General features: G+C 45.1%; 22 protein-coding genes. 9 read left to right on the top strand and 13 right to left on the bottom strand.

The genetic code is table 11. The features are described from left to right. On the bottom strand, nt 1–335 hold a 335-nt coding region (locus ACRC32_RS06365), incomplete at its 3' end, for a phospholipid carrier-dependent glycosyltransferase (protein WP_438553196.1). A 627-nt stretch (nt 336–962) separates the two neighbouring features. Here ACRC32_RS06365 and ACRC32_RS06370 point away from each other — a divergent pair. The 7 genes from ACRC32_RS06370 (at nt 963) to ACRC32_RS06400 (ending at nt 11,400) form a co-directional block, all read left to right on the top strand. Next, nucleotides 963–2,192 carry a glycosyltransferase family 4 protein gene (locus ACRC32_RS06370; RefSeq protein WP_438553197.1) on the top strand — a complete coding sequence of 410 codons (1,230 nt, stop codon included), beginning with the start codon at nt 963–965 and terminating at the stop codon, nt 2,190–2,192. 342 nt (nt 2,193–2,534) lie between these two features. Then, complete coding sequence (locus ACRC32_RS06375; RefSeq protein ID WP_438553198.1) at nt 2,535–3,737, top strand: glycosyltransferase family 4 protein; 1,203 nt, start codon at nt 2,535–2,537, stop codon at nt 3,735–3,737. Nucleotides 3,738–3,775: 38 nt separating this feature from the next. Further along, on the top strand, nt 3,776–5,914 hold the full coding sequence (locus tag ACRC32_RS06380; protein ID WP_438553199.1) for a GumC family protein: 2,139 nt from the start codon (nt 3,776–3,778) through the stop codon (nt 5,912–5,914). A 24-nt stretch (nt 5,915–5,938) separates the two neighbouring features. Continuing rightward, entirely contained in the window at nt 5,939–7,462 is a 1,524-nt protein-coding gene (locus ACRC32_RS06385) for an O-antigen ligase family protein (RefSeq protein WP_438553200.1), read from the top strand. A 20-nt stretch (nt 7,463–7,482) separates the two neighbouring features. Then, nucleotides 7,483–8,499: a methyltransferase domain-containing protein gene (locus ACRC32_RS06390; RefSeq protein ID WP_438553201.1), complete on the top strand. Its 1,017-nt coding sequence runs from the start codon at nt 7,483–7,485 to the stop codon at nt 8,497–8,499. A 408-nt stretch (nt 8,500–8,907) separates the two neighbouring features. Further along, nucleotides 8,908–9,897, top strand: a complete 990-nt coding sequence (locus tag ACRC32_RS06395; RefSeq protein WP_438553202.1) for a glycosyltransferase family 2 protein — start codon at nt 8,908–8,910, stop codon at nt 9,895–9,897. A 75-nt stretch (nt 9,898–9,972) separates the two neighbouring features. Then, nucleotides 9,973–11,400, top strand: coding sequence for an oligosaccharide flippase family protein (locus tag ACRC32_RS06400; protein WP_438553203.1), 1,428 nt, complete (start codon nt 9,973–9,975; stop codon nt 11,398–11,400). Between the two features lie 30 nt (nt 11,401–11,430). Here ACRC32_RS06400 and urtE read toward each other — a convergent pair whose 3' ends face one another. From urtE to ACRC32_RS06445, 9 genes are all read right to left on the bottom strand, one after another. Further along, nucleotides 11,431–12,192, bottom strand: a complete 762-nt coding sequence (gene urtE, locus ACRC32_RS06405) for an urea ABC transporter ATP-binding subunit UrtE (protein ID WP_438553204.1) — start codon at nt 12,190–12,192, stop codon at nt 11,431–11,433. Nucleotides 12,193–12,301: 109 nt separating this feature from the next. Beyond that, the gene (urtD, locus tag ACRC32_RS06410; protein WP_438553205.1) at nt 12,302–13,075 is read right to left on the bottom strand and encodes an urea ABC transporter ATP-binding protein UrtD; all 774 of its coding nucleotides are present in this window, start codon (nt 13,073–13,075) and stop codon (nt 12,302–12,304) included. 22 nt (nt 13,076–13,097) lie between these two features. After that, nucleotides 13,098–13,241 (bottom strand): hypothetical protein, encoded by a 144-nt coding sequence (locus ACRC32_RS06415; protein ID WP_438553206.1) that lies wholly within the window; start codon nt 13,239–13,241, stop codon nt 13,098–13,100. A gap of 3 nt (nt 13,242–13,244) precedes the next feature. Next, nucleotides 13,245–14,414: an urea ABC transporter permease subunit UrtC gene (urtC, locus tag ACRC32_RS06420; RefSeq protein ID WP_438553207.1), complete on the bottom strand. Its 1,170-nt coding sequence runs from the start codon at nt 14,412–14,414 to the stop codon at nt 13,245–13,247. Between the two features lie 10 nt (nt 14,415–14,424). Next, on the bottom strand, nt 14,425–14,550 hold the full coding sequence (locus ACRC32_RS06425; RefSeq protein ID WP_438553208.1) for a hypothetical protein: 126 nt from the start codon (nt 14,548–14,550) through the stop codon (nt 14,425–14,427). Next, nucleotides 14,543–15,703: an urea ABC transporter permease subunit UrtB gene (urtB, locus tag ACRC32_RS06430; protein ID WP_438553209.1), complete on the bottom strand. Its 1,161-nt coding sequence runs from the start codon at nt 15,701–15,703 to the stop codon at nt 14,543–14,545. Before urtB ends, ACRC32_RS06425 begins: the two co-directional genes overlap by 8 nt. 208 nt (nt 15,704–15,911) lie before the next feature. Beyond that, nucleotides 15,912–17,240 carry an urea ABC transporter substrate-binding protein gene (gene urtA, locus ACRC32_RS06435; protein WP_438553210.1) on the bottom strand — a complete coding sequence of 443 codons (1,329 nt, stop codon included), beginning with the start codon at nt 17,238–17,240 and terminating at the stop codon, nt 15,912–15,914. A 164-nt stretch (nt 17,241–17,404) separates the two neighbouring features. After that, nucleotides 17,405–18,868, bottom strand: a complete 1,464-nt coding sequence (locus ACRC32_RS06440) for an O-antigen ligase family protein (RefSeq protein ID WP_438553211.1) — start codon at nt 18,866–18,868, stop codon at nt 17,405–17,407. Between the two features lie 76 nt (nt 18,869–18,944). Next, nucleotides 18,945–19,787, bottom strand: coding sequence for a YaaW family protein (locus tag ACRC32_RS06445; protein ID WP_438553212.1), 843 nt, complete (start codon nt 19,785–19,787; stop codon nt 18,945–18,947). Nucleotides 19,788–20,077: 290 nt separating this feature from the next. Between ACRC32_RS06445 and ACRC32_RS06450 the strand changes: the two genes are divergently transcribed. Together ACRC32_RS06450 and ACRC32_RS06455 are read left to right on the top strand one after the other, a co-directional pair. Next, nucleotides 20,078–21,127, top strand: coding sequence for an NAD(P)/FAD-dependent oxidoreductase (locus tag ACRC32_RS06450; protein ID WP_438553213.1), 1,050 nt, complete (start codon nt 20,078–20,080; stop codon nt 21,125–21,127). Between the two features lie 416 nt (nt 21,128–21,543). Then, nucleotides 21,544–21,900: a hypothetical protein gene (locus tag ACRC32_RS06455; RefSeq protein ID WP_438553214.1), complete on the top strand. Its 357-nt coding sequence runs from the start codon at nt 21,544–21,546 to the stop codon at nt 21,898–21,900. A gap of 13 nt (nt 21,901–21,913) precedes the next feature. Here the strand turns inward: ACRC32_RS06455 and kaiC are convergent, their stop codons facing one another. The 3 genes from kaiC to ACRC32_RS06470 all read right to left on the bottom strand — a co-directional run bounded on the left by kaiC (nt 21,914) and on the right by ACRC32_RS06470 (nt 24,329). Beyond that, a complete protein-coding gene (gene kaiC / locus ACRC32_RS06460; protein ID WP_438553215.1) occupies nt 21,914–23,473 on the bottom strand; it encodes a circadian clock protein KaiC in 1,560 nt (519 codons plus the stop codon). Nucleotides 23,474–23,584: 111 nt separating this feature from the next. Further along, nucleotides 23,585–23,902: a circadian clock protein KaiB gene (gene kaiB, locus ACRC32_RS06465; RefSeq protein WP_438553216.1), complete on the bottom strand. Its 318-nt coding sequence runs from the start codon at nt 23,900–23,902 to the stop codon at nt 23,585–23,587. A 79-nt stretch (nt 23,903–23,981) separates the two neighbouring features. Further along, a complete protein-coding gene (locus ACRC32_RS06470) occupies nt 23,982–24,329 on the bottom strand; it encodes a hypothetical protein (protein WP_317107841.1) in 348 nt (115 codons plus the stop codon). Between the last annotated feature and the right edge of the window lie 369 nt (nt 24,330–24,698).

The raw sequence follows: 24,698 nt of genomic DNA on the forward strand, positions 1-24,698 counted from the left end.
ACGAACGAGCCTGTTAACGCATTCAGCCAGCGATAACTCCAAGGAGAATGCAAAGAACCCGTCAGTCCGTTAACTATATCTCGGTCGATCGGCATGTGTTCGCCCAACCACATTGCGATCGCGATAATGTATTGACTAAGTGGTGGATGGGCGTTAAAAAATTGTGTTTGCGTCAGATAGTTGTTCGCAAATTTTGCATAATACACTTCATCAAAAACTAGTGTATTGAATCGACTCAATTGCCAAAACCGCAAGCCAGCGCTGAATGCAAACACTGCAACCATAGCGATCGCTAACCAGGGAAACGGACGCGGAAACTGTCTAGTAGAGGGCATATGATGTCACTCAACTCAAAAGAGTTAGTACATGCGAAAACCAGTCTTCTATCTTAACGACCTAACCGTGCAATGGAGCCACTCCCAAGGTAGTTGGACTCACTTTTGCTAGTTGTTTCACTTGATTTCAGATAATTTGATGCAGCCCATCCATTTTTAGCTAGACATAAGCTAAACAAGTACTTTTGCCAGTAGTAGCGGCTCTCAGTTTAAAAATATTAATCAATAATGGATTGCTTCTGGTACGGCAAATCTAGTATAAATCTACATGAACTAAAAATATTGTTAATTTCAGTCTTCAACCTGTCCGCTCTCAAACACGAAAGCACGTAACCCCGAAACTGTTAGACGATCCGTTTCCAGAAAACACCTCTCGCTGGATACTAGATTATTCATTGCTGTTACAGTTCATTTAGACTGAGAAACCTTCAAAATTCTGTCATGTTTTGTAGCAGCAAAGTTAGCCGTAAGGCAAAAGGCATGGCAGAGAGATTGCAGCAGAGCGAAAAATAACGAGTGCCGATCGAGTAGGTGACGTTTTTAACTTGACCTAATGTATTAAATTAGTATAAATTTTATAACGCCAAGTAAAATAGACGAAAAATTCAGTTTCTGAAGCAAACTAGAATGCGAAAACCAGTTTTAACCATTTTTTATCAGTTTAATCCCTGGTTTCCCAGCATAGGAGGCATTCAAACCGTCATTCGATACTTTATCAAATATGCTGCTAGCGAGTTTGATGTCAGAGTTGTAGGAACTTCAGATCGAGCTAATTTCTCTTCCCGAAAGTGGCAAGAAGCAGAGTTGGAGGGAAGGGCGATCCAGTTTTTCCCTTTGCTTACCGTAGATAATGATGATGTTAGAGGTTTGCTGCCGACCACGGTAAAATACACCGTAGCGTTATTGCAGCATAACTTCGCCTCAGATTTTATGCACTTTCATCGAATCGAACCAACGCTAGCCTCTCTTAATTGGCAGGGAGATAAGACTCTTTTTATTCACAACGATATTCGCCAGCAAATGACTGCTAAGGATAACAAGAAGGCAATCTTATGGCGATATTTTCCGGCAGGCTATTTTGCGCTAGAAGGACTATTAATAAAGCAATTCGCCGAAATCTTATCGTGTAATACGGAATCAGTCAAGCTTTATCAACAGCGTTATGCTAAATTAAGCGAACGAATCAAATACATCAAAAATCCGGTAGATAATGGAGTATTTTATCCGCTTTCTCCCGAGCAACGAGAGGAAGGAAGACGCGCTTTAGCAGCGCGAATGGGATTCTCTTACGATACTCGTTTTTTATTGTTTGCCGGACGCTTGCATCCCCAAAAAGATCCCGTACTGCTGGTGCGATCGCTGTTTGCTATGCAGCAGCCAAACGTTCACCTCTTAATTGCTGGTGCGGGAGAACTAGCCGAGACGGTAAAAGCAGAGATTGCTCGATTAGATCTATCTCAGCAAGTGACTCTGTTAGGCGCGGTTCCACCAACCCAACTCGCAAAGCTGCAACAAGTTTGTAGCGCTTTTGTGTTAACGAGCGCCTACGAAGGCTTACCGCTAGTAGCATTAGAGGCTTTAGCTTGCGGTACGCCAGTAGTCACTACAGATTGTGGAGAAACACCTAAATTACTGAGTTCAGGTAGCGGTATCGTCTGTCAGGAGCGTACACCAGAAGCGATCGCCTCTGCCATAAGTCAGATCCTTTCGCGAGATAAAAATTATACAATCGAAGCTTGCGTGCGGGCTGCTGCACCATACGGGGTGCGTCAAATTATCAGTGATGTGTATCAAAATATGTGGGTGCGCTGGGAACAGCGTCAGTTAGCATCTGGTGTGTCTACAAGTTATGTCTAGCTGGTCAACCTATGGATGAGGAAGTATGACAGGGATAAGATACGACCCGAATCAACTTGCCGCACCTGTGGCAAAAGAAGCGGTCTCCGATGCCAATCTAAAGACCGCTAGGCTCCCAAACACACGTAAACATCAGGAGTCCACTCTTATACTAGCCAACAAAATTTGCCTCGCCCATAGTTTCTAAGGGAAAGCTCAAGATTCAACAATTGACTCATTGGAACGAGTAAGGACAAAAAAGATCGACAAATTGAATGCAGCAAGCCAGCTAGTCTTCTAAGCCAATCTAGAGACGACTGGCTTTATACCCAAACACACGTAGATTTAACAGACACACTTTGCATGAGAATAGCCGTTATTGGTGCTAAAGGATTGCCCGCCAACCAGGGTGGTATCGAACATTACTGCCAGGAAATGTATCCCCGTATGGTGGAACGCAATCATTCCGTAGACCTGTTTGCCCGCTCCTCTTATCTAGGTTCTTCCTGGCTGGAACAGTATAAGTATAAAGGGGTGAGAGTTATTTCCTTGCCCTGTTTGCAGCTAAGAGGAGCAGATGCCTTTTTCACCTCCCTACTAGGGGCGATCGCGGCAAGTGGTAGTCAATACGACATCATTCATTTCCACGCTCTCGGACCCTCGGTATTTAGCTGGTTGCCGAAATTTGCCTCCACTGCCAAAGTCGTTGTCACCTGCCAGGGCTTAGATTGGCAGCGAGCAAAGTGGGGTAAAATCTCCAGCCGCATCTTATATGCAGGCGAACGAGCCGCAGCACGATTTGCGGATGGAATTGTCGTCGTCTCTGACGAACTGCGCACCTATTTCAAACAGACATACAATCGCGACACGGTTTACATCCCTAACGGACCTGCCAGATACGCTCCTACAGATGGTAGTTTTGCCTACGGTACTTCCTTAGGACTGACTCCAGGCAAATATATTACCTATGTCGGCAGACTCGTACCGGAAAAGCGTCCAGACTTGCTAATTCAAGCTTTCCAAAAGCTAAAGCCGCGTGACTGGAAACTCGTTCTCGTCGGCGGGACAAGCGATACTAATGCCTTTGCCACCGAGCTATCAGAACTCGCTAATAACAACCCTAACATTGTCTTTACAGGAGAACTCCGGGGGCAAAAACTAGCAGAAATCGTGCGTGGGGCGGGATGTTTTACTCTCCCTTCTGATTTGGAAGGACTACCCCTAGCCATGCTAGAAGCCATGCAAGAAGGCGTACCAGTTGTCGCCAGCGATATTCCCGCCCACCAGCAATTAATTGCTCAAGATCGGGGATTGCTGTTCGGGGCTGGCGACGTAACAGACTGCACCCAGACTTTAGAGCGAGCGATCGCCCATCCCGAAGCACTGGCTGCAATGGCAAATCGAGCGCAAAAATACGTTCAGCAGCACCATAACTGGGATGATATTACTACTGAAACTCTGAACGTGTACAAAACACTGAATCAGACAACAACAATCCGCCCCAGTGTTGCCAAGCAACTGGCTACTACCCCTCCCGTTCAAGCTTCAGAAAAAATAAGTCGCTAAACACGTTAACCAACAGGCTGATAGATGAAGGTGTTGTGATGGAACAGAAATACGCGCTTTTACCGACAATTTTTTATCGGCGGCGCTTGCCCGCTTTAGCCACCTTCATCTCAGTGATGCTTGGTGCGCTGGTCTATCTTATATTTGCCCCCAGGACTTACGAAGCAGAAGCGCGGCTAATGCTTGATGGCAAACAATTGAGCCTAGCTGGAGAAACAGGACGCGATTTGACTCAAGAATCAGCCCGACTTGACTCCAACCCAGTCGCTACCCAAGCGGAACTCGCCCTTTCCCAAAAGGTTTTACGTCAAGCAATTTACGAAGCGTATACGGCAAATAATCGCGATAGTAACGCAGAACCACCAACGGTAGAAGAACTAAGAAAGCAGTTAAAAGTTAAAACCGTCCCGGCGACTAGCATCCTGGAAATTAAATACAGCAACAAAGACCCCTTAATCGCGGCTAAACTGCTCAATGCTTTAACAGAAGCCATGATTAACGAGGATACGGCAGTGATTCGGCGCGAGGCTGGCTCGGCACGGCAATTCTTAGCAGTAGAAGTTCCGAAAAAACGCGCCCAGCTTGCCCAAGTAGAAGCAACGCTATCGCAGTACAAGCAATCGCAGGGAATTGTCTCGATCGCCGACGACCAAGGACGGGACAACGCCCAGACGACGAGTATAGTCGAAAGTCTAGCCCAGATAGAAGAACAGGAACGCACTACGCTTGCCCAACTGCAAGAAGTCAAGGCACGCAATAGTTCGCTAGAACAGGTGACAGATAGTAGCACCTTAAAAAATACCTACGCCACCGTTCGCAGCGGACAAAACGAGCAACTGCAAGCACTACGCACGCAATTAGTAGAGTTAGAAGCAAAAGTTGCTAGCGCTCAAGCGAAATATAAAGCCGACAGCCCACCACTGCTGAATTTAATAGAAGAACGGGATGCAGCCCGCGCCCTCTATCAGCAAAAAATTGGTAGCGAGACTGGTAACCCAGCAGCTAACACTCCCAACGCCGCTACTGACAAGTTAAGCCAAGATCTTGCCACGCAATTAATTACTGGAGAAGTTGAGGCTTCAGCATTAGAAGGTAGACTCGCAGCAATTCGTCGCGATCGCGCTACCCTTCAAGAACGTCTGAACCAACTGCCAATCCGCGAACAAGGATTAGCCGCCTTGGTACGGCAACGTCAAGAAGCAGTAACCTCCCTAGAGTTTTTGCAACGCAAGTTAGAAGAAGCACGGATTGCCGAAGCGCAAAAAGTCAGCAATCTGCGACCGGTTGACCTTGCCGAGCCGCCCAGATTGCCGACTTGGCCCAATCCCGCGATCGTTTTGGTACTTGCCACCGTAGCTGGAGGTACGCTAGCCCTCGGGACTGTGCTGTTACAAGAAGGACTCGACGGCACGCTACGCAATGCTACAGAAGCAGGTAGCCTGGTAGAAGTTCCCATCATGGGGGTGCTGCCTGTCATCTCACCAGAAGTTAGGGGCAAAGAATACGCTGATGCTTTGATGCAAGAGCCAGCGATTCTAGAATCCTATCGCAGCCTGCTGAGATCCTCAGAATTTTCTGCCAACGAGGATATTAAAGTTATCGTCATCAGCAGCGCTCTTTCTGGTGAAGGCAAATCTTTGGTGTCTTCCTACCTTGCCGCAGTCGCCGCCACCCTATCGCGCCGCACCTTACTCATTGATGCCGACTTGCGTTGTCCGACACAACACAAACTATTTAAACTTGCCGCCAAACCAGGTCTTGCAGAAGTGGCGCAGGGTAAGCTAGCCTTGGCAGAAGCCGTTCAAACTACGGGTATTGACAAATTAAAAGTTCTATGCAGCGGCAGACCTCGCAGCCATCCTTCGGAATTATTTGAATCCAGGCAGATTCAGCAAGTTATCGCCGCTGCTGCGACTCAATACGACCTGATCGTCATAGACACTCCCCCCGTGACGAGTTGCGTCGATGCCGTGAGCTTGTGCGGCAACGGCGAAAAACTACTCCTAGTTGCCCGTCCGAGCTTTACTCAAAGGGATATCTTCACGCAAGCAGTAGCAGAACTCAGGGCGAAACGAGTCGAGATCTTGGGAGTTGCCGTCAACGGGATCGATCCTCAAATCGATAAGTACTACCGTTATGCTTTCCAAAGCTACAAGACTCTGACCAATGTTTCCTAGAACTAGCTGCTAAAACCAGGTGTTATGAACGTGAGAAATGAAATCAGAAGGTTAGCCACCAGCTACCTGCCTGCTTCACAGGTCTCTTTTTGGATCGGCGTGGCGGGTGTCTTGGTAGGGCTAGCTGCGGGCATCCTGGTAGCTGCTCAGCCTGTTTATCTATTTGCTGGGGTGGTCGCTTTTGCGATTATTATCAACTTCTTTGCTGATTTTGAACGCACGGCGATCGCCCTGTTAATTCTTCGCAGTTCGCTGGATATCTTCTCGGCGCAGCAAATCCCTGCATTATTTGCGCTAGGACTAGCGGCTTTAACATTACTCTACGTCGCCGCTGCGTTCTTAGAACGACGCACCATACAGACAGATTGGTTTTGGTGGTTTTTGTTGGCGTGGGTAATGCTGCAAGGTTTGTGGCCTGTACTGTGCATCTTGGGAGGCTTGGGATTGGATGCCTCACCCTACCTAGTAGATAACGTCAGAGAGTGGACGCGCTTATTCTCTTGGGCAATGGTCTATCTATTAGTCATGCAGATGAAAGATAGAGTCGCGCCGCAAAAGATAATCGCGCTGCTCTTTTTTTCGTTAATTCCGCCGATAATTGTCGGTATGTTGCAGAAATATGCCAATTTCTTGCTACCATCTATCCTGGCGCTGAAAAAGCCAGAGGTTGTCAGTCAGTTCGTACCAGCAGAGGTTGTCTCGGGTACGCGAATCAATAGCACGTTTGCCCATCCGAATAATTTCGTACTTTATTTACTACTTTTTATTTGTTTGGCTTTCTGGCAACTGTTACGGGGAAACAAACCACGCTGGATGTGGTTGATTCTCTTATTTTTAATGGCAAATCTCTACGTCGGTACTGGGGCAATTTTTGGTTTAGTCATGCTCATGACTGCTCTAGGAATTGCGATCGCCCCCAGGTTGAAATTTTATAATGCCCTTGGTGGCATCATGTTACTGCTGTTGGTTATAGTTCTATTTGCCAGTACGGATTACGGACGCAGCCGCCTGGATGGAATTGCCAATACACCACTACTGAACCCAGATATCGACATTTCGCGGGCGATCGTCATGTCGTTTTCCGACTACAACAGTTTTAACTGGCGGATTGCCCAGTGGTATTATCTTTTACGCGCATGGCTGTACGAACCTTGGTTTGGCTACGGACTTGGTACGGGCGTTTACTTGAGTCCGTATAATTTAGTACCGCACAACGACTACATTCGCGCTTTAGTAGAAGGAGGTATTATCGGTTTGGTAACGTTTGTGGCACTCTTGGTGGCACAGGCGATCCGACTGCTCCAACTGCTGCGACAAGCTCCCAAAGGTAGCGATCGCTGGAATTTTTGCTGGAGTTTGCTAGCTCTACTGATTGCAACTTCCTTGGGTATGGCAACAGATAATGTTTGGAGCGGTACGGCTTTTTACTTTTACTGGTGGACTGTAATGGGTATAGCAGGCTGGAACTGGCAAGAGCGGAAGGATCGCAGTGCAGGCGATCGCGCGATGCTGTTGACGATGGAGACTGCTATCGAAGTGAAAAATTAATCCTCATTCAAAATGAATCCGTGAAAACACAATCTCCCATTTCCTTATCAACTGCTAGCAGTACTCCTTCGTACCTGCGTTTATCTGAGGAAACACAAGAATTGTTGCGTTGTCCAGTTTGTTCCTCTCAATTAGAATTGGACGAGCCTCAACTCAAATGTACGAACGATATGTGTCAGGCTTGTTTCCCCATCGTGAATGGCATCCCTATACTGATTGACGATGAGGCAAGCGTGTTTGCGATCGGCGATTATCTCGATATAGACAATACAACTCTCAAACCAAAATCTCTATGGGAAAGACAGCTCATTAATTTAATTCCCAGTATTCATTTAAATCTTAAAGGCAAGCAAAACTATCAAAAATTTGTTGCCCTACTTCAGCAACGTCATTCCCGTCCAAAAGTGTTAGTTGTTGGTAGTAGCATCAGAGGTCAAGGAATGGAACCCCTATATTCCACTCCTGACTTAGAACTTGTAGAAACAGATGTTGCCTTTGGCGCGGATGTCTCAATTATCTGCGACGCTCACAGCCTCCCTTTTGCAGACAATTCCTTTGATGGAGTTGTCATTCAAGCCGTCCTCGAACACGTCGTCGATCCTTATCGGTGTGTCGCAGAGGTACATCGCGTTCTCAAACCAGAAGGAGTTGTTTATTCCGAGACTCCTTTCATGCAGCAAGTCCACTTGGGGAGATATGATTTTACTCGCTTTACCCACTTGGGACATCAGCGTTTATTTAGAAATTTCGCCGAAATCGCCAGCGGTCCAGTTTGCGGTACGGGAATGGCACTCGCTTGGAGCTATCAGTATTTTCTGTTGAGCTTTGTCAAGTCATCCCTTGCTAGAGCTTTAGTAAAGACAGTAGCAAGGTTCACTAGTTTTTGGTTGAAGTATTTCGACTACATATTAATTGACCGAGCCGGAACATATGATGCGGCATCTGGTTTCTATTTTCTCGGTACGAAAAGCGATCGCACTGTTTCAGATCGAGAATTGCTGGCTCAATATAAAGGCGCTCAAGCTAGCTCTTTTTAAAAGAGCTTTACCATACAATGGTATATCTTACCCGATCGAAACCAAAGATAGCTGCAAAGCAGAATCTTTCCCTGAATTTGCAGCTATAGCAATTTAATGCGATCGCGCTCTATCTCGATACATTTCAAAGCCAAATTATTAACTAATATCTGCATAGCAATATATCGATTTATCGTAAAAAGCGAGATAAAGACAAGTCAATTAATGACGAGCTCGTGCTTGTGCTAAGACTTGTTCATCTGTGAAGAGACGTTGCCCGATCGCTGCTCCTTGTTATGAAGATCGAAGCGATCGCATCAAGTCAAAAAATGATTTCAATTGGCTATTATGTATTTTCGATATCTAGACGAACTGAAAAGAAATACTCTAGCGTAAGAATCATAATTGACCAAGTTGAAATTTAACAACATGCCTAAAGTTTCAGTCATTATTCCAGCCTACAATTCCATCACCTATTTACCAGCAACTTTAGACAGCGTGCTGGAACAGACGTTTACTGATTTTGAAGTATTCATCGTTGATGATGGTAGTTCGGATAATACTGCTGCATGGGTAAGTCAGATCCAAGATCGGCGCGTCCAATCGATAACTCAAGCCAATCAAGGTACTTGTGCCGCACGCAATACAGGTATTGCTCTGGCGCAAGGAGAATACATAGCATTCCTCGATGCAGATGACTTGTGGCATCCAACCAAGTTAGCTAAACAAGTCCGCTATTTGGACGAACATCCAGAAGTCGGCTTAGTGTATACTTGGACAGCATTAATCGATCCCGAAGGTAGACCTACGGGCAGAATCTTTGCTAATCGCGACCAGGGTGATGTCTGGCAGCAACTCGTACAGCGCAATATTACGGAATCTGGCAGTTCGTTTATGATGCGCCGTTGTTGTTTTGAAACTGTAGGGGTATTCGACACGACCTTATCCCACGTTGGCGACTGGGATATGTGTTTGCGAATTGCCGCTCGCTATAATTTTGGGGCGATCGAGGAACCTTTAGTGTACTATCGCCAGTACTCGAACAGCATGTCTAAAAACTGGCAGCGGGTGGAGAAATGTTTTTATACAGTGCTGGACAAAGCATTTCAATCTAAATTGCCAGAACTACAAGATTTAAAAGACCGTTGCTATGGCTTGGTAAACTTAACCCTTGCTTGGAAATGCCTGCAAACTCAAACCAAGGATTACAAACAAGCGATTCAATTTCGTACCACCGCGATCGCCTATTCCCCTCAACTGCGGTACTCTAAAGAGTACGTTCGCCTGAGTGTAGCAATTGCGATCGTGCGCTGGTGTGGTACTGATGGCTACAATCGCATCTTGGCAGTATTTCATGCTCTGCGGCGGCGAATCTCGAACCTCAGAGATCGGCTTTCAGTTCCTCTCAGTACGGGTTAAGTTTTGCTTGTAACTTATGCTTCAAGTAGTTCGAGTTCCGGACGGCGACGAACTACCGTCTAAAACCAAGAATTAATGCATACCAACCAATCTCTCAAAGCTCTCAAAAACAAAGTCCTCCAAGGAGGTATTTATCTAACTATTAGACAGTTAGCAGCATCAGCGCTTTCATTAGTCAGCGTGCTGGTAATTGCTCGCGTCTTAGGACCAGAAAATTATGGCGTAGTTGTCTCGGCTGCATTTATTCTTTACTTTACTTTCTGGACGGCAAAATGCGGTTTAGATGTCTACTCGATCCGCCAACCCACTTTACCGAAAGATGCCGCAGAGCAGATTTTAGCGTTTTACAATACGGCAGGAATCGGGCTGTGCCTGCTGCTGTGGTTTGCTACGCCTCTAGTGGGTGTGTGGACGGGCCAAAGCGTGCTAGTCGAAGTACTGCGGTGGCTAGTTCCCGTCATTTGGTTAGAAATGGTAGCTAGTGCCTCGATCGCAATGATGGAGCGAGAACTGCGTTTCCCCCAAGTTGGTTTAATTGAAACTTTGGCACAGGTATCTAACTATGCAATCTCCGTACCGCTCGTCCTACTAAATTGGGGCTATTGGGGACCAATCACTGGTTTTGTCGTTCAGTTTACGCTACTAGCGGTGATGGCTTCTGTTTGCTATCCGATCGCGTGGCGTTGGCGCTGGCAACCGCAATTCATCAGTTCTGCACTGCGTAGCGGTCTGGCTTACTCCGGGTCTAATTTAATTTGGAATTTTAAAACTCTCACCGTCCCCCTAGTTGTGAGCCGTCTAGGTGGGTTAGAAGCGGCTGGAATAGTCGGGATTGCCATCCGTCTTTCCGATCAGTTGGGAATGCTGCGAATCGTGATCGCTCGGCTTTCCATCAGCACTCTTGCCAAATTACTTGGCAATACTGATGCATTGCGCCGCGCCATCAGTCGTGGGATTATCTATCAAGGTCTGCTGGTCGGTCCAGTGTTTGCTATCTTTTCTTGCTGTGCTAATTGGATCGTCCCTTTAATGTTTGGCAAAAGTTGGCTACCTAGCACCCAAGTCTTTACATTCGTTGCTCTAGCAACATTACTCTACACGGTATTTAACATGCATATCTCGGCGTTATATGCCGCAGGTCACAACCGCGACGTGGCTCGGTTTAACGCCATCTACATTAGTCTGTTTTGGCTAGCTGCTTGGCTGCTACTACCAGTGTTAGGAGCTTGGGGTTATGGCGTGGCAGAATTATTTGCCTTACCTAGTTTTTTGGCGCTGCATTTTTCCATCACCAAATTATGTGGTGTACCGGATTACGGGGATGCGATCTGTTTAATTATCGCGACAGCAATCCCCTTACTTGCTGGTCCCTGGTTACCGTTTTACATCAGTTTGAGTTTGCTGGTTGCCAGCTACGGTATCTTATTTCTAGTGCGACCCACCCTCAGAAGCATTCCTCTCGAATTGTACGCAGCTTGGAAAGCCCCTAAGCCTGCTAAGTAGAGATTTGTCATTTGTCATTTGACTTACGACCTAGACTGCCAAAAATCGCTGAATGACATCCTGACTGAGTTCGCTGGTAGTACCAGATGCGACAATTCCGCCTTTTTGCATCGCATAGTAACGGTTGGCTTGGCGGACAAAATGTAGGTGTTGCTCTACCAACAGAACGGAAATTCCAGTTGTGGCGATAATGTCACGAATTGTTGCCTCTATTTCTAAAATAATTGAAGGTTGAATCCCCTCAGTCGGTTCGTCTAGTACGAGTAGACGGGGATTTCCCATTAAGGCACGGGCGATCGCGAGTTGTTGCTGTTGTCCGCCGCTTAAGTCACCGCCCATCCGCGATCGCATTGTTTTCAAGACGGGAAACAAGGAAAAAATGCGATCGGGAATCTTTCGATCGCCCTTCCTACCTTGGGGTAGTGCTTCAAAACCTAGCAGTAAATTTTCTTCTACTGTTAAGCGAGGAATAATTTCTCGCCCTTGAGGAACGTAACCAATTCCTAATTTTGCTCGTTTATCTGGAGACTTCAAAGTTATCGGCTGTCCGGCAAAAGTCACTGCGCCGCTACGAGGTTTAATTAAACCCATAATTGTTTTTAGCAGCGTCGTTTTTCCAACACCGTTGCGCCCGATCAAACAAACCATTTGTCCTTCTGGGACGCTAATATCTACGTTGCGTAAAATATGACTTTCGCCATAATAAACATTCAATCCAGTAACTTGTAACACTGGTTTTTGGGCAGCAGCAGAATCGAATGATGAGGCGATCGCGTCTGTGGTAGGATTCATATTTTATTTTTGGTAATTGGTAATTGGTAGTTGGTAGTTGGTAGTTGGTAGTTGCGTGGTGCGTGGTTTTTCTCTCTCAGCTCCCTCAGCTCTCTTGCCTCCCTGCACCCTACTCCCTGCTCCCTGCTCCCTGCTTGTGTTCTACTTCCTGTCCCAGATACACTTCAATCACGCGAGGATCGTTTTGTACTTCGTCAATGTTACCTTCACACAGTACTGAACCTTGATGTAATACTGTTACCTTACGCGCAATCTGACGCACGAATTCCATATCATGTTCGATCACCATAATGGAATGACTTTGAGCCAACGCTAAGAGTAAATTCCCTACATTTTCGGTTTCTTCATCGGTTAACCCTGCCACAGGTTCGTCAACTAATAATAAATCTGGCGATTGCGCTACCAGCATTCCAATTTCTAGACGCTGTTTTTCTCCGTGGGATAGTTTTGACGCAGGTAGATCTGCATTTGCAGTTAGTCCAATTGTTTCTAATAACCCAGATACGGTTTGGCGTTCCGCACTCTTAGGTTTACCAAATAAAGTTGACCAAAGCTTTTTTTGTTGATTGCAAGTGAGTTCTAGATTTTCTCGTGGAGTTAAGTTGAGATATATTCTAGGCGTTTGAAATTTGCGACCGATACCCATGCGGGCAATTTGATGTTCTTTGAGCGATCGCAAGTTTTTTCCTTTGAACAATACCCGTCCTTGAGTTGGTTTTGTCTTCCCTGTAATCACGTCCAGAAATGTTGTTTTTCCTGCTCCATTAGGACCAATAATAACTCTTAATTCACCTTTGTCTAAACTAAAATTAAGATTTTTCAGTGCCTTAAATCCGTCAAAGCTGACCGTAACATCTTCTATTTCTAAAATTTTTTCGCCCACTTGATACCCCCTGTTTCAGTTATCAGTTGTCAGTGAAGAAAGGGTGTAGGGTGTAGGGTGTGGGGTGTAGTGAGTGGTGTGGAAAGTGTGGGAGGACACAAGGGCGAATTTTCTTCCCCCCTCTCCCTTGTCTCCCTTGTCTCTCCCCTCTCCCTTGTCCCCTCACTCCTCACTCCTCACTCCTCGTCTCTATCTCCTGCCGTTCGCTTTGCACTTCTGGATTGACTTCAATTTCAGGATAAGTTGATAGCTGCCGACGTTGACCTAGCCGTAACAAGTCAGAACTACGCAACCAACCGACAATACCATCGGGTAGCACGGTCACAACGATTAAAAATAGCGCCCCTTGGAAAAATAGCCAGATCTCGGCAAATTGTTCGCTGAAAAAACTTCTGGCATAGTTGACGAGCAATGCCCCTGCAACTGCGCCTACTAAGCTGCCACGTCCGCCAATTGCTACCCAAATGACCATTTCAATTGAGAAGGCAACATCCATCGCTCTTGGAGATACAGAGCCGCTTTGGAGAGTATACATTGCCCCAGCAATCCCCGCGATCGCCCCTGAAATTGCGAAGACCAGCACTTTAAATTCTGTCGGGTCGTAACCGGAAAAGCGAACTCGACTCTCATCATCCCGAATCGCTACCAGCAGCCGTCCGAAGCGTCCGCTAGTTAACCAGCGACATAAGGCATAGGTAGCAATGAGTAACAGCACCGTGAGGACGTAAAAGCTAAATCGCGTCGGTCGCGCTCCTACTGCTGCGCCCAAAAGAGTTTTGAAGTTAACTAATCCGTTCGTACCGTTAAATAGTTTTTGCTGTCCGTTAAAAAAGTTGAAAAAAACGATGGTTGCTGCTTGAGTCAAGATCGAAAAATAAACGCCACGAATGCGATTGCGAAAGACCAAATAGCCCAACAAGGCAGCCAAGATCCCAGGAATCAGTACGACAGCAGCCGAAGCAAAGGGAAAAGCTTGAAATGGATGCCAAAACCAAGGTAGTTCGGTAACGCCGTAAAGTCCCATAAATTCAGGAAGTTCGCCTTGGGGGACTTGGAGTTTCAAATGCATTCCAATCGCGTATCCACCCAAACCAAAAAAGATACCGTGACCTAAACTGAGTAACCCCGTGTATCCCCAGATCAAATCTATGCCCAAAGCGACAATTGCCAGAGATAAAAATCGTCCTAACAAATTGAGGCGAAATGGGGAAATTAAAGCTGGAATGATAAAAATTAATAAGATAGCGAGCGCGCCTATTATACCTGCTTCAATTAAGAGCGATCGCTTCTTACCTCGCACTAAACCTCGTCTTCCTATCGCTAATTGGTCATTTGTCATTTGTCATTCGTCATTTGTATTTAGTCAGTAGTGAGTAGTCGTAAGTCGTAAGTGAAATTAACTGCTCCCTGTTCCCTGCTCCCTGCTCCCTACTCCCTGTTCCCTGCTCCCTGCTCCCTGCTCCCTGATTAAGCATCCACAGTCCGTCCTTTCTGTGGGAAAATTCCCCCTGGGCGCACTTGTAGAAAGGCAATAATTAAAGCAAATACCATAACTTTCGCCATACTCGTAGTGGCAAAAAAGGTAAAGAACTCAGATAAAGGTGGGATGGGCGCTGTGAGGATTGCTAGAGTTCCAGAACCAACTAGGTAATTTACCGTACCAATTGCTAATGCGGCTACAATTGTGCCGACTAATTTACCAACACCACCGACCACCACCACCATAAATGTATCGACAATGTAGTTCTGTCCTGTATTTGGTCCCACAGAACCGAGATAGCTAATCGCACATCCAGCTACTCCAGCCAGTCCCGAACCAATGGCAAATGTGAGGGCATCAACTTTTTGAGTCGGAATGCCCAAGCAAGCACTCATGCTACGATTTTGTGTTACAGCACGAATTCGCAACCCCCAAGCAGTGCGTTGCAAGAATTGATAAACTCCAATGACGCAAATAATTGTCAGCGCAATGATAAATAATCTGGCATACGGCAATTGAAACCCACCTACAGGTAAACCGCCACGCAGCCATCTCGGTGCGGAAACATCCACGTTCTGCGCCCCAAACCAAGGTTGATTCACTGCGAGTTTGTAAGTTTGACTCAAAGTATTGCCAACCGCGATCGCAATCCCTAAAGATAAAGGCAGCATCACTAGTACAAACCAATTCCGAATGCGATCGAAGTCCGAACGACGCTGGACGATCCACAAACTGCCGAAAAATAATAGACAAAATACAACTATTCCAATTGCCAGTACCCAATTCACGCTGCGCACGAACTGTTGCAAGATTAAACTTACACCCCAAGTTGCTAGTAGGGTTTCTAACGGTCTGCCATAAAGATAGCGAATGACTCCTCTTTCTAAAATGACTCCCACCCCAGCAGCGACTAAAAAAGCAAATATGAGAGCGAAAAAGATATAAAAATCGAACCAAGGTTCGCCCAATTTTTTAAAGCCTGCTTGGACTACAAAAGTCGTGTATGCTCCTAGCATCATCAACTCGCCATGTGCCAAGTTGATTACACCCATAAGTCCAAATACGATCGCTAGCCCTAGTGCTGAAATCAATAGCACGGAACCGATACTAATACCGTTAAATAAACCGTCAAATAATCCGATTAACACGCTTCCCCCGATTCAGTTATCAGTTGTCAGTTATCAGTTATCAGTTATCAAAGTAGAGACGTTATATGTAACGTCTCTACTTTCTACCAGCTACTATTAAACAGTTTGATGGCGAGCGGCGATCGCGATTGTTTATGAAAAACAAAACTTTCCGCTCGTCAATAGTTTCGCTGTAGTTGACAACTAACAACTGTTAGCTGACAAGTATTTATGCTGACTTGTATTTTCCGCCTTTGTTGGGGTCTGACCAATCGCAGCTATATCCCTTAGTTTCTTTGACAAATTGATTCCAGGGAAGCGGTGCAACTGCCTTGTCGGAAGAGTAAACGATCTCAAACAAACCATCGTCTCTCACTTCACCAATTCGGACTACTTTAGAGATATGATGATTCTTATTTAGAGTGATTTTACCTTCTGGTGCATCAAGGGTTTGTCCGTAGGCAGCAGTTCTGACTTTAGCTAAATCGTCAGCCGTACCAGCTTTTTCTACTGCTTGTTTCCACAGGTAAACCGCGATATATGCAGCTTCCATGGGGTCATTTGTAACTCTATCTTCGCCGTATTTCTTCTTAAAGGCTTCGACAAACTTTTTATTAGCAGCCGACTCAACTGTTTGGAAATAATTCCAAGCGGCGTAGTGACCTTTCAAATAATCTGGACCTATTGCTTTGACTTCCTCCTCCGCAATACTGACAGACATGGAAGGATATTTATCTGGACCCATGCCAGCACCTTGTAGTTGCTTGAAGAAAGCTACATTGCTGTCTCCATTCAAAGTGTTATAGATGATGCCACCATTAGGTAAAGCTTGCCTAATTTTTGTAATAATTGGTGTAACTTCTGTGTTGCCAAGTGGTAAATAATCTTCACCGACAACTTTGCCACCTTTTGCTGCTAATTGCGCTTTGATGACAGTGTTAGCAGTACGGGGAAAAACGTAATCGGAACCAACTAAAAAGAATTCTTTCCCTTTATTTTGCAACAGCCAATCTACTGATGGTTCGATTTGTTGGTTTGGTGCTGCACCAGTGTAGAAAATATTTTTAGAACACTCTTGTCCTTCGTACTGCACTGGATACCAGAGCATATGATCTTTAGATTCAAATACTTCTAACACGTTTTTGCGGCTAGCAGAAGTCCAACAGCCAAACACAGCAACGACATTATCTTCGTCAATTAACTTGTTGGCTTTTTCTCTGAAAGTATCCCAGTTGGAAGCACCATCTTCAGTAATGGGAACAATTTTCTTTCCTAATACGCCGCCAGCAGCATTGATCTCGTCAAGTGCTAGCATTTCTGCATCTACAACACTCTTTTCACTAATCGCCATCGTACCGCTAAGAGAGTGTAAAATACCTACCTTGATTCCATCTCCACTAGCAGCAGCCGTGCTGACATTGGCAGCTGATGGCGATGCAGTTCCATTGGGACTTGATTCAGTCGTAGGCGAATTTGCACAAGCTTTTAATAAGATACTGGTTCCCAAAGTAGCAGAACCGTACAGTAAAAACTTCCGCCGATTAAATTGTGTTGTCATAAGTGGAGAAATTATTTCGTGCAGATATATGCTTTACAGCAGCTATATCAATGTATGGACATTGATAGATACTATGGCTCTACTTGCAGGCAAATTGTATTTTATTATACTAATTTTATAATTTCGAGACGATAGGATGTAAATTAAGGTAAAAATTTCCAGTCTTAAGGTAGAAGCGGCTCTTGAAAGCGCTGTGTAACTCCAGCGATCGCTGCCAACAGAATCCAGAACAGAGTATTGAGACGGGCATCGAATATAGTGACATCTGTAGTGTTAAAAAGCAGACAAGCACAAACAGCCACTAGATAAGTGAAAACAATGAGGCGATCGCTGTTATGCGAGAGTCGGGAGTTGGTAGGGGCGGGTTTATTCGGGATATTTGTCAAAGAAGGAATAATTTTTTGATGAAACCCGCCCGTACGGGAGTCGGGAGATCTCTTAGCTAAGAATTGAATCGATTGAAACAGAATCCAGCCGATCCAAGCACAAAAAATGATGGTTGCTGGAAGACCAATTTCCGCTGTCAGCATCAGAAATAGATTGTGTGGGTGACCCATCCAAGTTTGCGTTTGTGCCATGTAGAGAGGTTGAAAATTCCGCAACCCCCAACCCGTCCAAGGGCGCTGTAGGGTCAAATTCCAGGCAAACCGCCACTGTGTCGTTCTCAGCGTTGCTTCTGGACGAACGTAGAGTTGGTCTGTTAACCTCTGCCAAAAGTAAGCGGGAACGATAAGCCGCAGCCATTGTTGCAGGGGTGGAGGTGAAAAAGCTGCGCCAAAAATAGCCGTCGAGATCGCACTCACTCCCACCAGTAACCAATGCCAACCCCGATACACCGCAAAAGCGATCGCGGCGATCGCGGCGATCGCCCAAGCATTACGAGAATTCGTCAAAATCAAAGCTGCCAGATTCGCGACGACAACTAAACCTAAAATCAATGGTAATTGGTAATTGGTAATTGGTAATTGGTAATTGGTAATTGCTGCTCTGAGTCTCTTAAATGCCCTTTGTCTCCCTTTTTTCCCTTGTCTTCCGACTCTCGACTCCCGATTCCCGACTCCCAACTTTTCAAAACTTTCAATCCACAATCCCACCGAGAGAATAAAAGCGATCGCTAGGTAAGCACCAAGGACGTTGGTATACATAAAAATAGAAGTCATTCGACCAGGCGGATTACCTTGAGGGACGATCGCGCAACCCAATGTCACTAAAATATCGTGCCACGCTTTCGGAGTTGCCCAGCCCCAATATAGTTGACCAAAGCCCGCGATCGTTATCGGTACGGATGTGAATACTAAGATTTGTGCTAATCGTCTGAGTTGAGCTGGTGTCTGTAACAAGACGCTAAAAGTTACAAATAAGCCAAAAAATGGCACGAAATTAAATAAACCCAACCAAGCATCCTGGCGATAATAAGCGAACAGACTCATTACCACTAACCATCCACTTAAGAGTATTAGTACCCAATTGAGTCGCCTGCGGAAAATTGTGCGATACTGTTTTCGCCAAATGACAAATTGTGCCCATAGCAGAGCGATCGCTCCTACCAAAGGTAGTAACGGAAACAGTAGCAGCCCTAATTGGATGCTGTTCCAAGCATTGTGTAGGCGTTGGTCTTTAAGAGTCATTGTCAATAGTCAATGGTTAATAGTTAATAGTTAATAGTAGTCAACCATTGACCATTGACCGTCAACTATTGACTGTTTATGCCATTTCCCAACATTCAGCACGGGTGAGGCGAATTTGCGCTATGGCAAAGACTGCTGGAATAACGCGACCGTAATTGGTTGAGATTGCCCTCCAACCCAAATCGGCGAGAAACCACGACCACATAATCGGTCCTAGAAAGGTAAATGCTCCCCTTACTGCTCCATACCTAGCTGCACTTACCGCCATACCTTGCTGGGCTGTTTTCAGCGTGACGTAATTTTGAAACTGAGCTGCTGCAACTGCACCACCTTGAACGATAGCTTCTTTAGCCATTTGATAGCTGGCAAAATGCAAAGCAAATTGCTGGGCGATCTGTTTGAGCAGTATTGGTTGGATAATCGAGCTAACGGCGATCGCACTACCACCTTTGACCAGCAAAGACATCGGATCTTTTTGTATGGTTAGCGGTAGCGGTTGTGACGGGGAAGACGCTGCTAGCGATCGCTGTACCCGTGCTGTCAGTTGTTGCTTTTCTGAGGCAGGTAGACGCTTCCACGTCCGTCCTAAGAGATTTAAAAAGACTTCTACCTCTAAATCGGTGGTACTCAGCGCCGTGGAGTAAGAAATTTTGAGATAGCGACAAACTTGAATCAGAGCTTGTCTGTAGGTAAATTTGTTCGTGTCTCCACGCAACACAGTCATTCCATCTGCAGCTAAATAGCGGAATCGTTCTTCTAGCGTATCTAACCACGCTTCTCTGTCTAAGCTTTGGACATCAATTGGTTCGGGAGTGTGAACGTAATCTAGGGGATTAAACTTACGGCGAAATAACAGTTGGGTTAAATGCTGTAATTCTTCTTCCGTAGCTAGTTCCAATGCCGCTCTCAGTTCATCCAAAATCCCGTCCTCCCGCAAGTCCAGCAACAGTCACTCACGATCGCTATTTTACTTCTAAAGTGAAGAGGAAGGGGGAAGTCAAAAGTCAAAAGTCAAATTTCAAAATTTAGGAGTGAGGAGTGAGGAGCGAGGAGCGAGGGAAAAAAGTCGTTCGGCGCGGAAGTCGGAATTCTCCAAGTCAGGAGCCAGGAACCAGGAGTCAGAAGTTAGTGAATTGCGACTTGCGACTTGTCTCCCTTATCCTCCTTGTCTCACTACTCCCTACTCCCTACTCCCTACTCCCTATTCTTATGTACGACATTGCTATAATTGGGGCTGGAATGGCTGGCTTGGTTTGCGCTCAGCAGTTGCACCAAGCTGGATATAACGTGCTAATTTTGGAAAAATCGCGGGGGTTGGGAGGCAGAATCGCCACGCGCCGCTTGCATGATACTCTCGCCGATCACGGGACTTGTTACTTAAAGCCAAAAGGCGAGTTAATGCAGCAATTTGTCCAATTGTTATGCGATCGCCATATTCTTCAAGTCTGGACAGAGAATTCCGAATTCCGTTACGTTGCACCGGCGGGAATGAATGCGATCGCGAAGTTTTTAGGACAAGGTTTGGAAGTTTGGCGTTCTCAAAGGGTAGAGGCGATCGCTTACCATAATTCTCATTGGCAGCTATCTTTAGAATCTGCTCGTCCTGAAGCTACTGCTAACCGACCGTCAGAAGTCATAGCTAAAGCTGTTGTTTTTGCGATTCCCGCACCGCAAGCTTTAGCAATATTGGAGCCATTAACCGAGCTTTCTACTGTTTCTACGTTGTGCGATCGACTGCGTTCTGTAGAATTTAATCCGTGTTTGAGTGTCATGGCTGGATATTCATCTCAATTGGAACCACAACCGGATTGGCAAGCAGTGAGTTTTGTTGACAATCCCGTTCTCGCTTGGGTTGGCTGGGATAGTAGCAAACGAGTCGAAAAAACTGGTAATTCCGAAGTTTTTGTCGTGCAAAGTAGTGCGGATTTTGCTCGGCGTTATTTAGAAACTTCCGATTTACAAGCTGCTGGTTACGAGTTATTAGCAAAAGCCTCTGAATGTTTGCTTCCCTGGTTAGCCAAACCGGAATGGATACAAGTTCATCGCTGGCGCTACGCTTTCCCCAGTCGTCCTTTAGTGCAATCTTATTTATCTACTGAAACTAACTTACCTTTAGTTTGTTGCGGTGATTGGTGTGGCGGAAATTTTGTCGAGGGGGCAATGCATTCCGGTATAGCAGCAGCGACAGAGATTAATCGTCAAATAGAGGGGCGAGCGCTCCCTGGATCTAACTTTTTACAGGCGATCGCTCTAGAATAATCTCGATTCAAGATAGATATTATTTAATGTTATTTCCGAGCGGGGATCGCGAATCTTGAGTTAAAAATAAGCTTAAACTAAAGAAAATTGGACAAATCTCAAACTTTAATTTCTGTCAATTATTTCTAAAATTTTTCTCTTCTCCACTCACTTGTATATTAAGCTGAGTAAATATTTTACTGAGTTTTGTATAGATTCGTGCTAGAAAATCTTGGCATTGAAATAATTGTAAGTGAGAGGTAGAGCGATTTGCTGCAAGAGGGTTTTCAGACTTAGTAACGAGTTTAAGAACAGAGTTTATATAATTCTACTCACCATTCTAAATCGATTTACACAATTGAGCGATCGCTTTGCACCTATCAAAAGAAATAGATTTTACCAAAATATACTTTCGCTTGGGAAATGGGGGATGAAATATGCCGAAAACATTAGTTAATTTAACCCATCAAGCACTAATAGCAGAAATTGAGGCGGTTTTAGATAATTATCCTTCCTATCCTCACTGTCAAGCTTTTGCTAATCCCGATTTGCGGCAAGAGTTAATTGCTTACGTCCTCAGTCGGATTCCTTGTGCTTTTAGTGCAGTAGACGATCGCGATTTAACTTTTCTAACCTATAGGCTTCCTGGCGATCGCGCGGAGTATCGCATCCAGATCGAAAATTTAATTCATCAAGGGATTTGCTGTGTCCTACAGGATAAAGCAGATTGGGTCAGCTGTCACATCCCCGAACCATATCAATGTAGTGTAGAACCTTCGCATTGGTTCGGTTAAAGATCGTAGTCAACTATGGTTCGCCACCTTGAAATCCCTTGACAATTCGCGATAACTCTGCTTTTTCATCTGTACTAACGCGACTGGGAGAGCCGCTGATGATTCCCTCGTAGTTACTAAAGGAATCGGTAATTTCAGGACCGTCAGCATTAATTGTATACTCGCGAATCCCATTATCGTGCCAGGAACCGCGCATCTTAAACACGTTAATTGCCCGCGACATTTGCCCGCGAATTTCTACGTATTGCAGTAATAAAATCGTGTCTGTAATTGTAGAAATATGGGATTCTGTGATTGAATGCGCTCCCATGAACTGATCGGTAGTATTGGTGAAAAAACCCGTGATCTCTTCTTGTTTAGCAAAACCAGTTACGCCAATGACGAATTGTCGAAAAGCATTGTTGCTAACTCCTCTTGCTAAAGCTGAAAGCGAGTCGATCGCCACTCTAGCTGGTTTAAATTCAGCAATTTCTGATTTAATAATCTGTAAATGGTCTTCCAATCCTGCCGATTCAGGATAAGCACAGATAATCTTTAACAGTCCTTTTTTCTCTAAGTCTTCAAAGTCAATTCCCCAAGAATAAGCATTGCGTGACAATTGAGCGCGAGATTCTTCGTAGGCAAATAAAATTGCTCGTTCGCCGCTGCGACAGCCATTTTCCAGAAACTTACTGACGAGTAACGTCTTACCTGTACCAGTAGCCCCCGTTGCCAAAATAATCGAATCTTTAAAGAAACCACCGCCGCACATTTCATCCAACGTCTTCACGCCGGAGGAGACGCGCACGTTAGAAGAACGCTGCGTTAAGCGCATTGCACCCAAGGGAAAGATATTCACTCCATCGTTGGTAATTGTGAACGGATATTCTCCTTTCATGTGCGTCGTGCCACGCAGCTTTAAAATCTCCATCGTGCGACGACGGCGTTCCCCTTCTAGAACGTTACGCACGATCGCCACGTTGTCAGCGACAAACTCTTCTACACCAAAAGAGGCGATCGCGCCATACTCCTCGGTGCGTTCGGTGGTAATTATCGTAGTGACACCAATCTGCTTGAGTCTGGCAACCAAGCGAAAAATTTCCCGCCGAACGACGGAAGCCGCTTCATACTGTTGAAAGACTGCCGTGATCGAGTCGATCGCTACCCTTTTTGCCTTATATTTAGTGATAGCGTATTGCAACCGCTCGATCAACGCCGATAAGTCGAAGTTCCCAATGACCTCTTGTCCCTCTGGATCGGGCGAAGCGTCTAAAATAAACAGCTTGCCTTCCTCAATGAGTTTTGGTAAGTTCCAGCCAAAACTGTAGGCGTTTTTAATAATATCGCTGGGAGACTCTTCAAAAGTAACGAATACACCTGGCTCGTCAAAAAAAAGTATCCCGTTGTACAAGAATTGTACGGAAAATAAAGTTTTACCAGTCCCCGAAGTCCCGCTAAATAGAGTGGTTCTCCCTAGTGGTAAGCCACCATGACTGATATCGTCAAACCCCTCAATCATGGTGCGAATCTTTTGCACGCCTGTCCCATTTGGGCTAATCTTATTTTGCTTACCGCTGGAAGTGATTTCGCTCATCGCTTTAGAATGAAAGGGTTATTAAACCAAATTAAGACTAAATTAAAATTAGTTTATTTTTTATAACAAGCCAATTTTACTGAAAGATTATCCCATATTGAAGTTGGAAAATCACTCCTCAAGTGCCTCTGCCTCAGCAAGTTCTTCATAGAGTAAATCCAAGCCAATTAAAACTTTTTCTCGGTCGGAAAGATCTCCGATGATTTTCCGTACAGGCGGAGGCAAGATTTTCGAAAGCGTTGGCGTAGCTAAAATTTTATCTTCCTCTGCCAGTTGAGGGCTTTTCAGCACATCAATTACTTTTAGGGCATAGACTCCTTGAAATTCTTGTTCTAGGATGTTTCTGAGCGTTCTTAATGCCCGAATAGAGTTAGTAGTATTCCCAGCTACATACAGCTTTAGAACATAAGTTTTTTTAGGCGCGTTCATAGATAAAGACGCAGAGGTTGTTTGGAGTAAAATCTGACCACTTATTATGCTATCAAAGTTTAATTGATACATCGATTGCTCAAGACATGGAGGTGCGATAAATTTCGCACAAGTGAGCCAAAATATCAATTAGAGTCAAGCGATAGTCTAGCAACACTTCGTCATTTCGCCCCTCTAGCTTCAACTGCTTGGAAAATTCGTCAATTAATTCCATATGAATTTCAATAATCTGAGGCACGGGAACTTTAGCATCAAAAGCTACATTAATAAATCGATCGATCTGTTGTTTTACTGTATTATCGTTATTAAAATAACGCAACAAGATTTGACAATAATCAGCTTTTAGTTGCTGTAGAAACTCCCGATCTCGATTCAGTGTCATCTGCTGTGATAAGCTTTGGCGTTTTCCGAGGTGATGTTCATCCATGCAGTTAACTGGCAATTACTCTGAGGGAAATAGCTAATAGCAAGGCAGTCATGTTACATAGCATTATATGGATTGCTTAATACTATTTTTAGATTTGCAATTCGACTAAAAAAAAGCAGGTAGTTCAATTTAACTGCTTTGCGATCTAGGAGGGGATCGAGCGATCGCCATCAAAAAGAAATTGAGGTTGAAGCCGCGCGCTCGGTCAGTGCATTACTAGTCATAATGAGTTCATCAAACAATCGAGACGACAAAAAATAAAATTATTTGTTTGTTTATGGGCAACAGCAGACAGAATAGAGTAAAAAAGATTCTAGATTGCTCCAGTGGAGATAGTTCGATTGCTCGCTACTAAGTCAGCATTCATAT

The sequence above is a fragment of the Chroococcidiopsis sp. genome (genome assembly GCF_051657925.1).
GTDB lineage: Bacteria > Cyanobacteriota > Cyanobacteriia > Cyanobacteriales > Chroococcidiopsidaceae > Chroococcidiopsis.

Coding starts and splice junctions, on each gene's coding strand:
- ACRC32_RS06450 (WP_438553213.1), top strand. CDS start 20,078: ATGTACGACATTGCTATAATTGGGGCTGGAATGGCTGGCTTGGTTTGC.
- ACRC32_RS06425 (WP_438553208.1), bottom strand. CDS start 14,550: ATGCTTAATCAGGGAGCAGGGAGCAGGGAGCAGGGAACAGGGAGTAGG.
- urtE (WP_438553204.1), bottom strand. CDS start 12,192: ATGAATCCTACCACAGACGCGATCGCCTCATCATTCGATTCTGCTGCT.
- kaiC (WP_438553215.1), bottom strand. CDS start 23,473: ATGAGCGAAATCACTTCCAGCGGTAAGCAAAATAAGATTAGCCCAAAT.
- urtA (WP_438553210.1), bottom strand. CDS start 17,240: ATGACAACACAATTTAATCGGCGGAAGTTTTTACTGTACGGTTCTGCT.
- ACRC32_RS06470 (WP_317107841.1), bottom strand. CDS start 24,329: ATGGATGAACATCACCTCGGAAAACGCCAAAGCTTATCACAGCAGATG.
- ACRC32_RS06380 (WP_438553199.1), top strand. CDS start 3,776: ATGGAACAGAAATACGCGCTTTTACCGACAATTTTTTATCGGCGGCGC.
- ACRC32_RS06370 (WP_438553197.1), top strand. CDS start 963: ATGCGAAAACCAGTTTTAACCATTTTTTATCAGTTTAATCCCTGGTTT.
- ACRC32_RS06455 (WP_438553214.1), top strand. CDS start 21,544: ATGCCGAAAACATTAGTTAATTTAACCCATCAAGCACTAATAGCAGAA.
- ACRC32_RS06395 (WP_438553202.1), top strand. CDS start 8,908: ATGCCTAAAGTTTCAGTCATTATTCCAGCCTACAATTCCATCACCTAT.
- ACRC32_RS06385 (WP_438553200.1), top strand. CDS start 5,939: ATGAACGTGAGAAATGAAATCAGAAGGTTAGCCACCAGCTACCTGCCT.
- ACRC32_RS06440 (WP_438553211.1), bottom strand. CDS start 18,868: ATGACTCTTAAAGACCAACGCCTACACAATGCTTGGAACAGCATCCAA.
- kaiB (WP_438553216.1), bottom strand. CDS start 23,902: ATGAACGCGCCTAAAAAAACTTATGTTCTAAAGCTGTATGTAGCTGGG.
- urtC (WP_438553207.1), bottom strand. CDS start 14,414: ATGACAAATGACCAATTAGCGATAGGAAGACGAGGTTTAGTGCGAGGT.
- ACRC32_RS06375 (WP_438553198.1), top strand. CDS start 2,535: ATGAGAATAGCCGTTATTGGTGCTAAAGGATTGCCCGCCAACCAGGGT.
- ACRC32_RS06400 (WP_438553203.1), top strand. CDS start 9,973: ATGCATACCAACCAATCTCTCAAAGCTCTCAAAAACAAAGTCCTCCAA.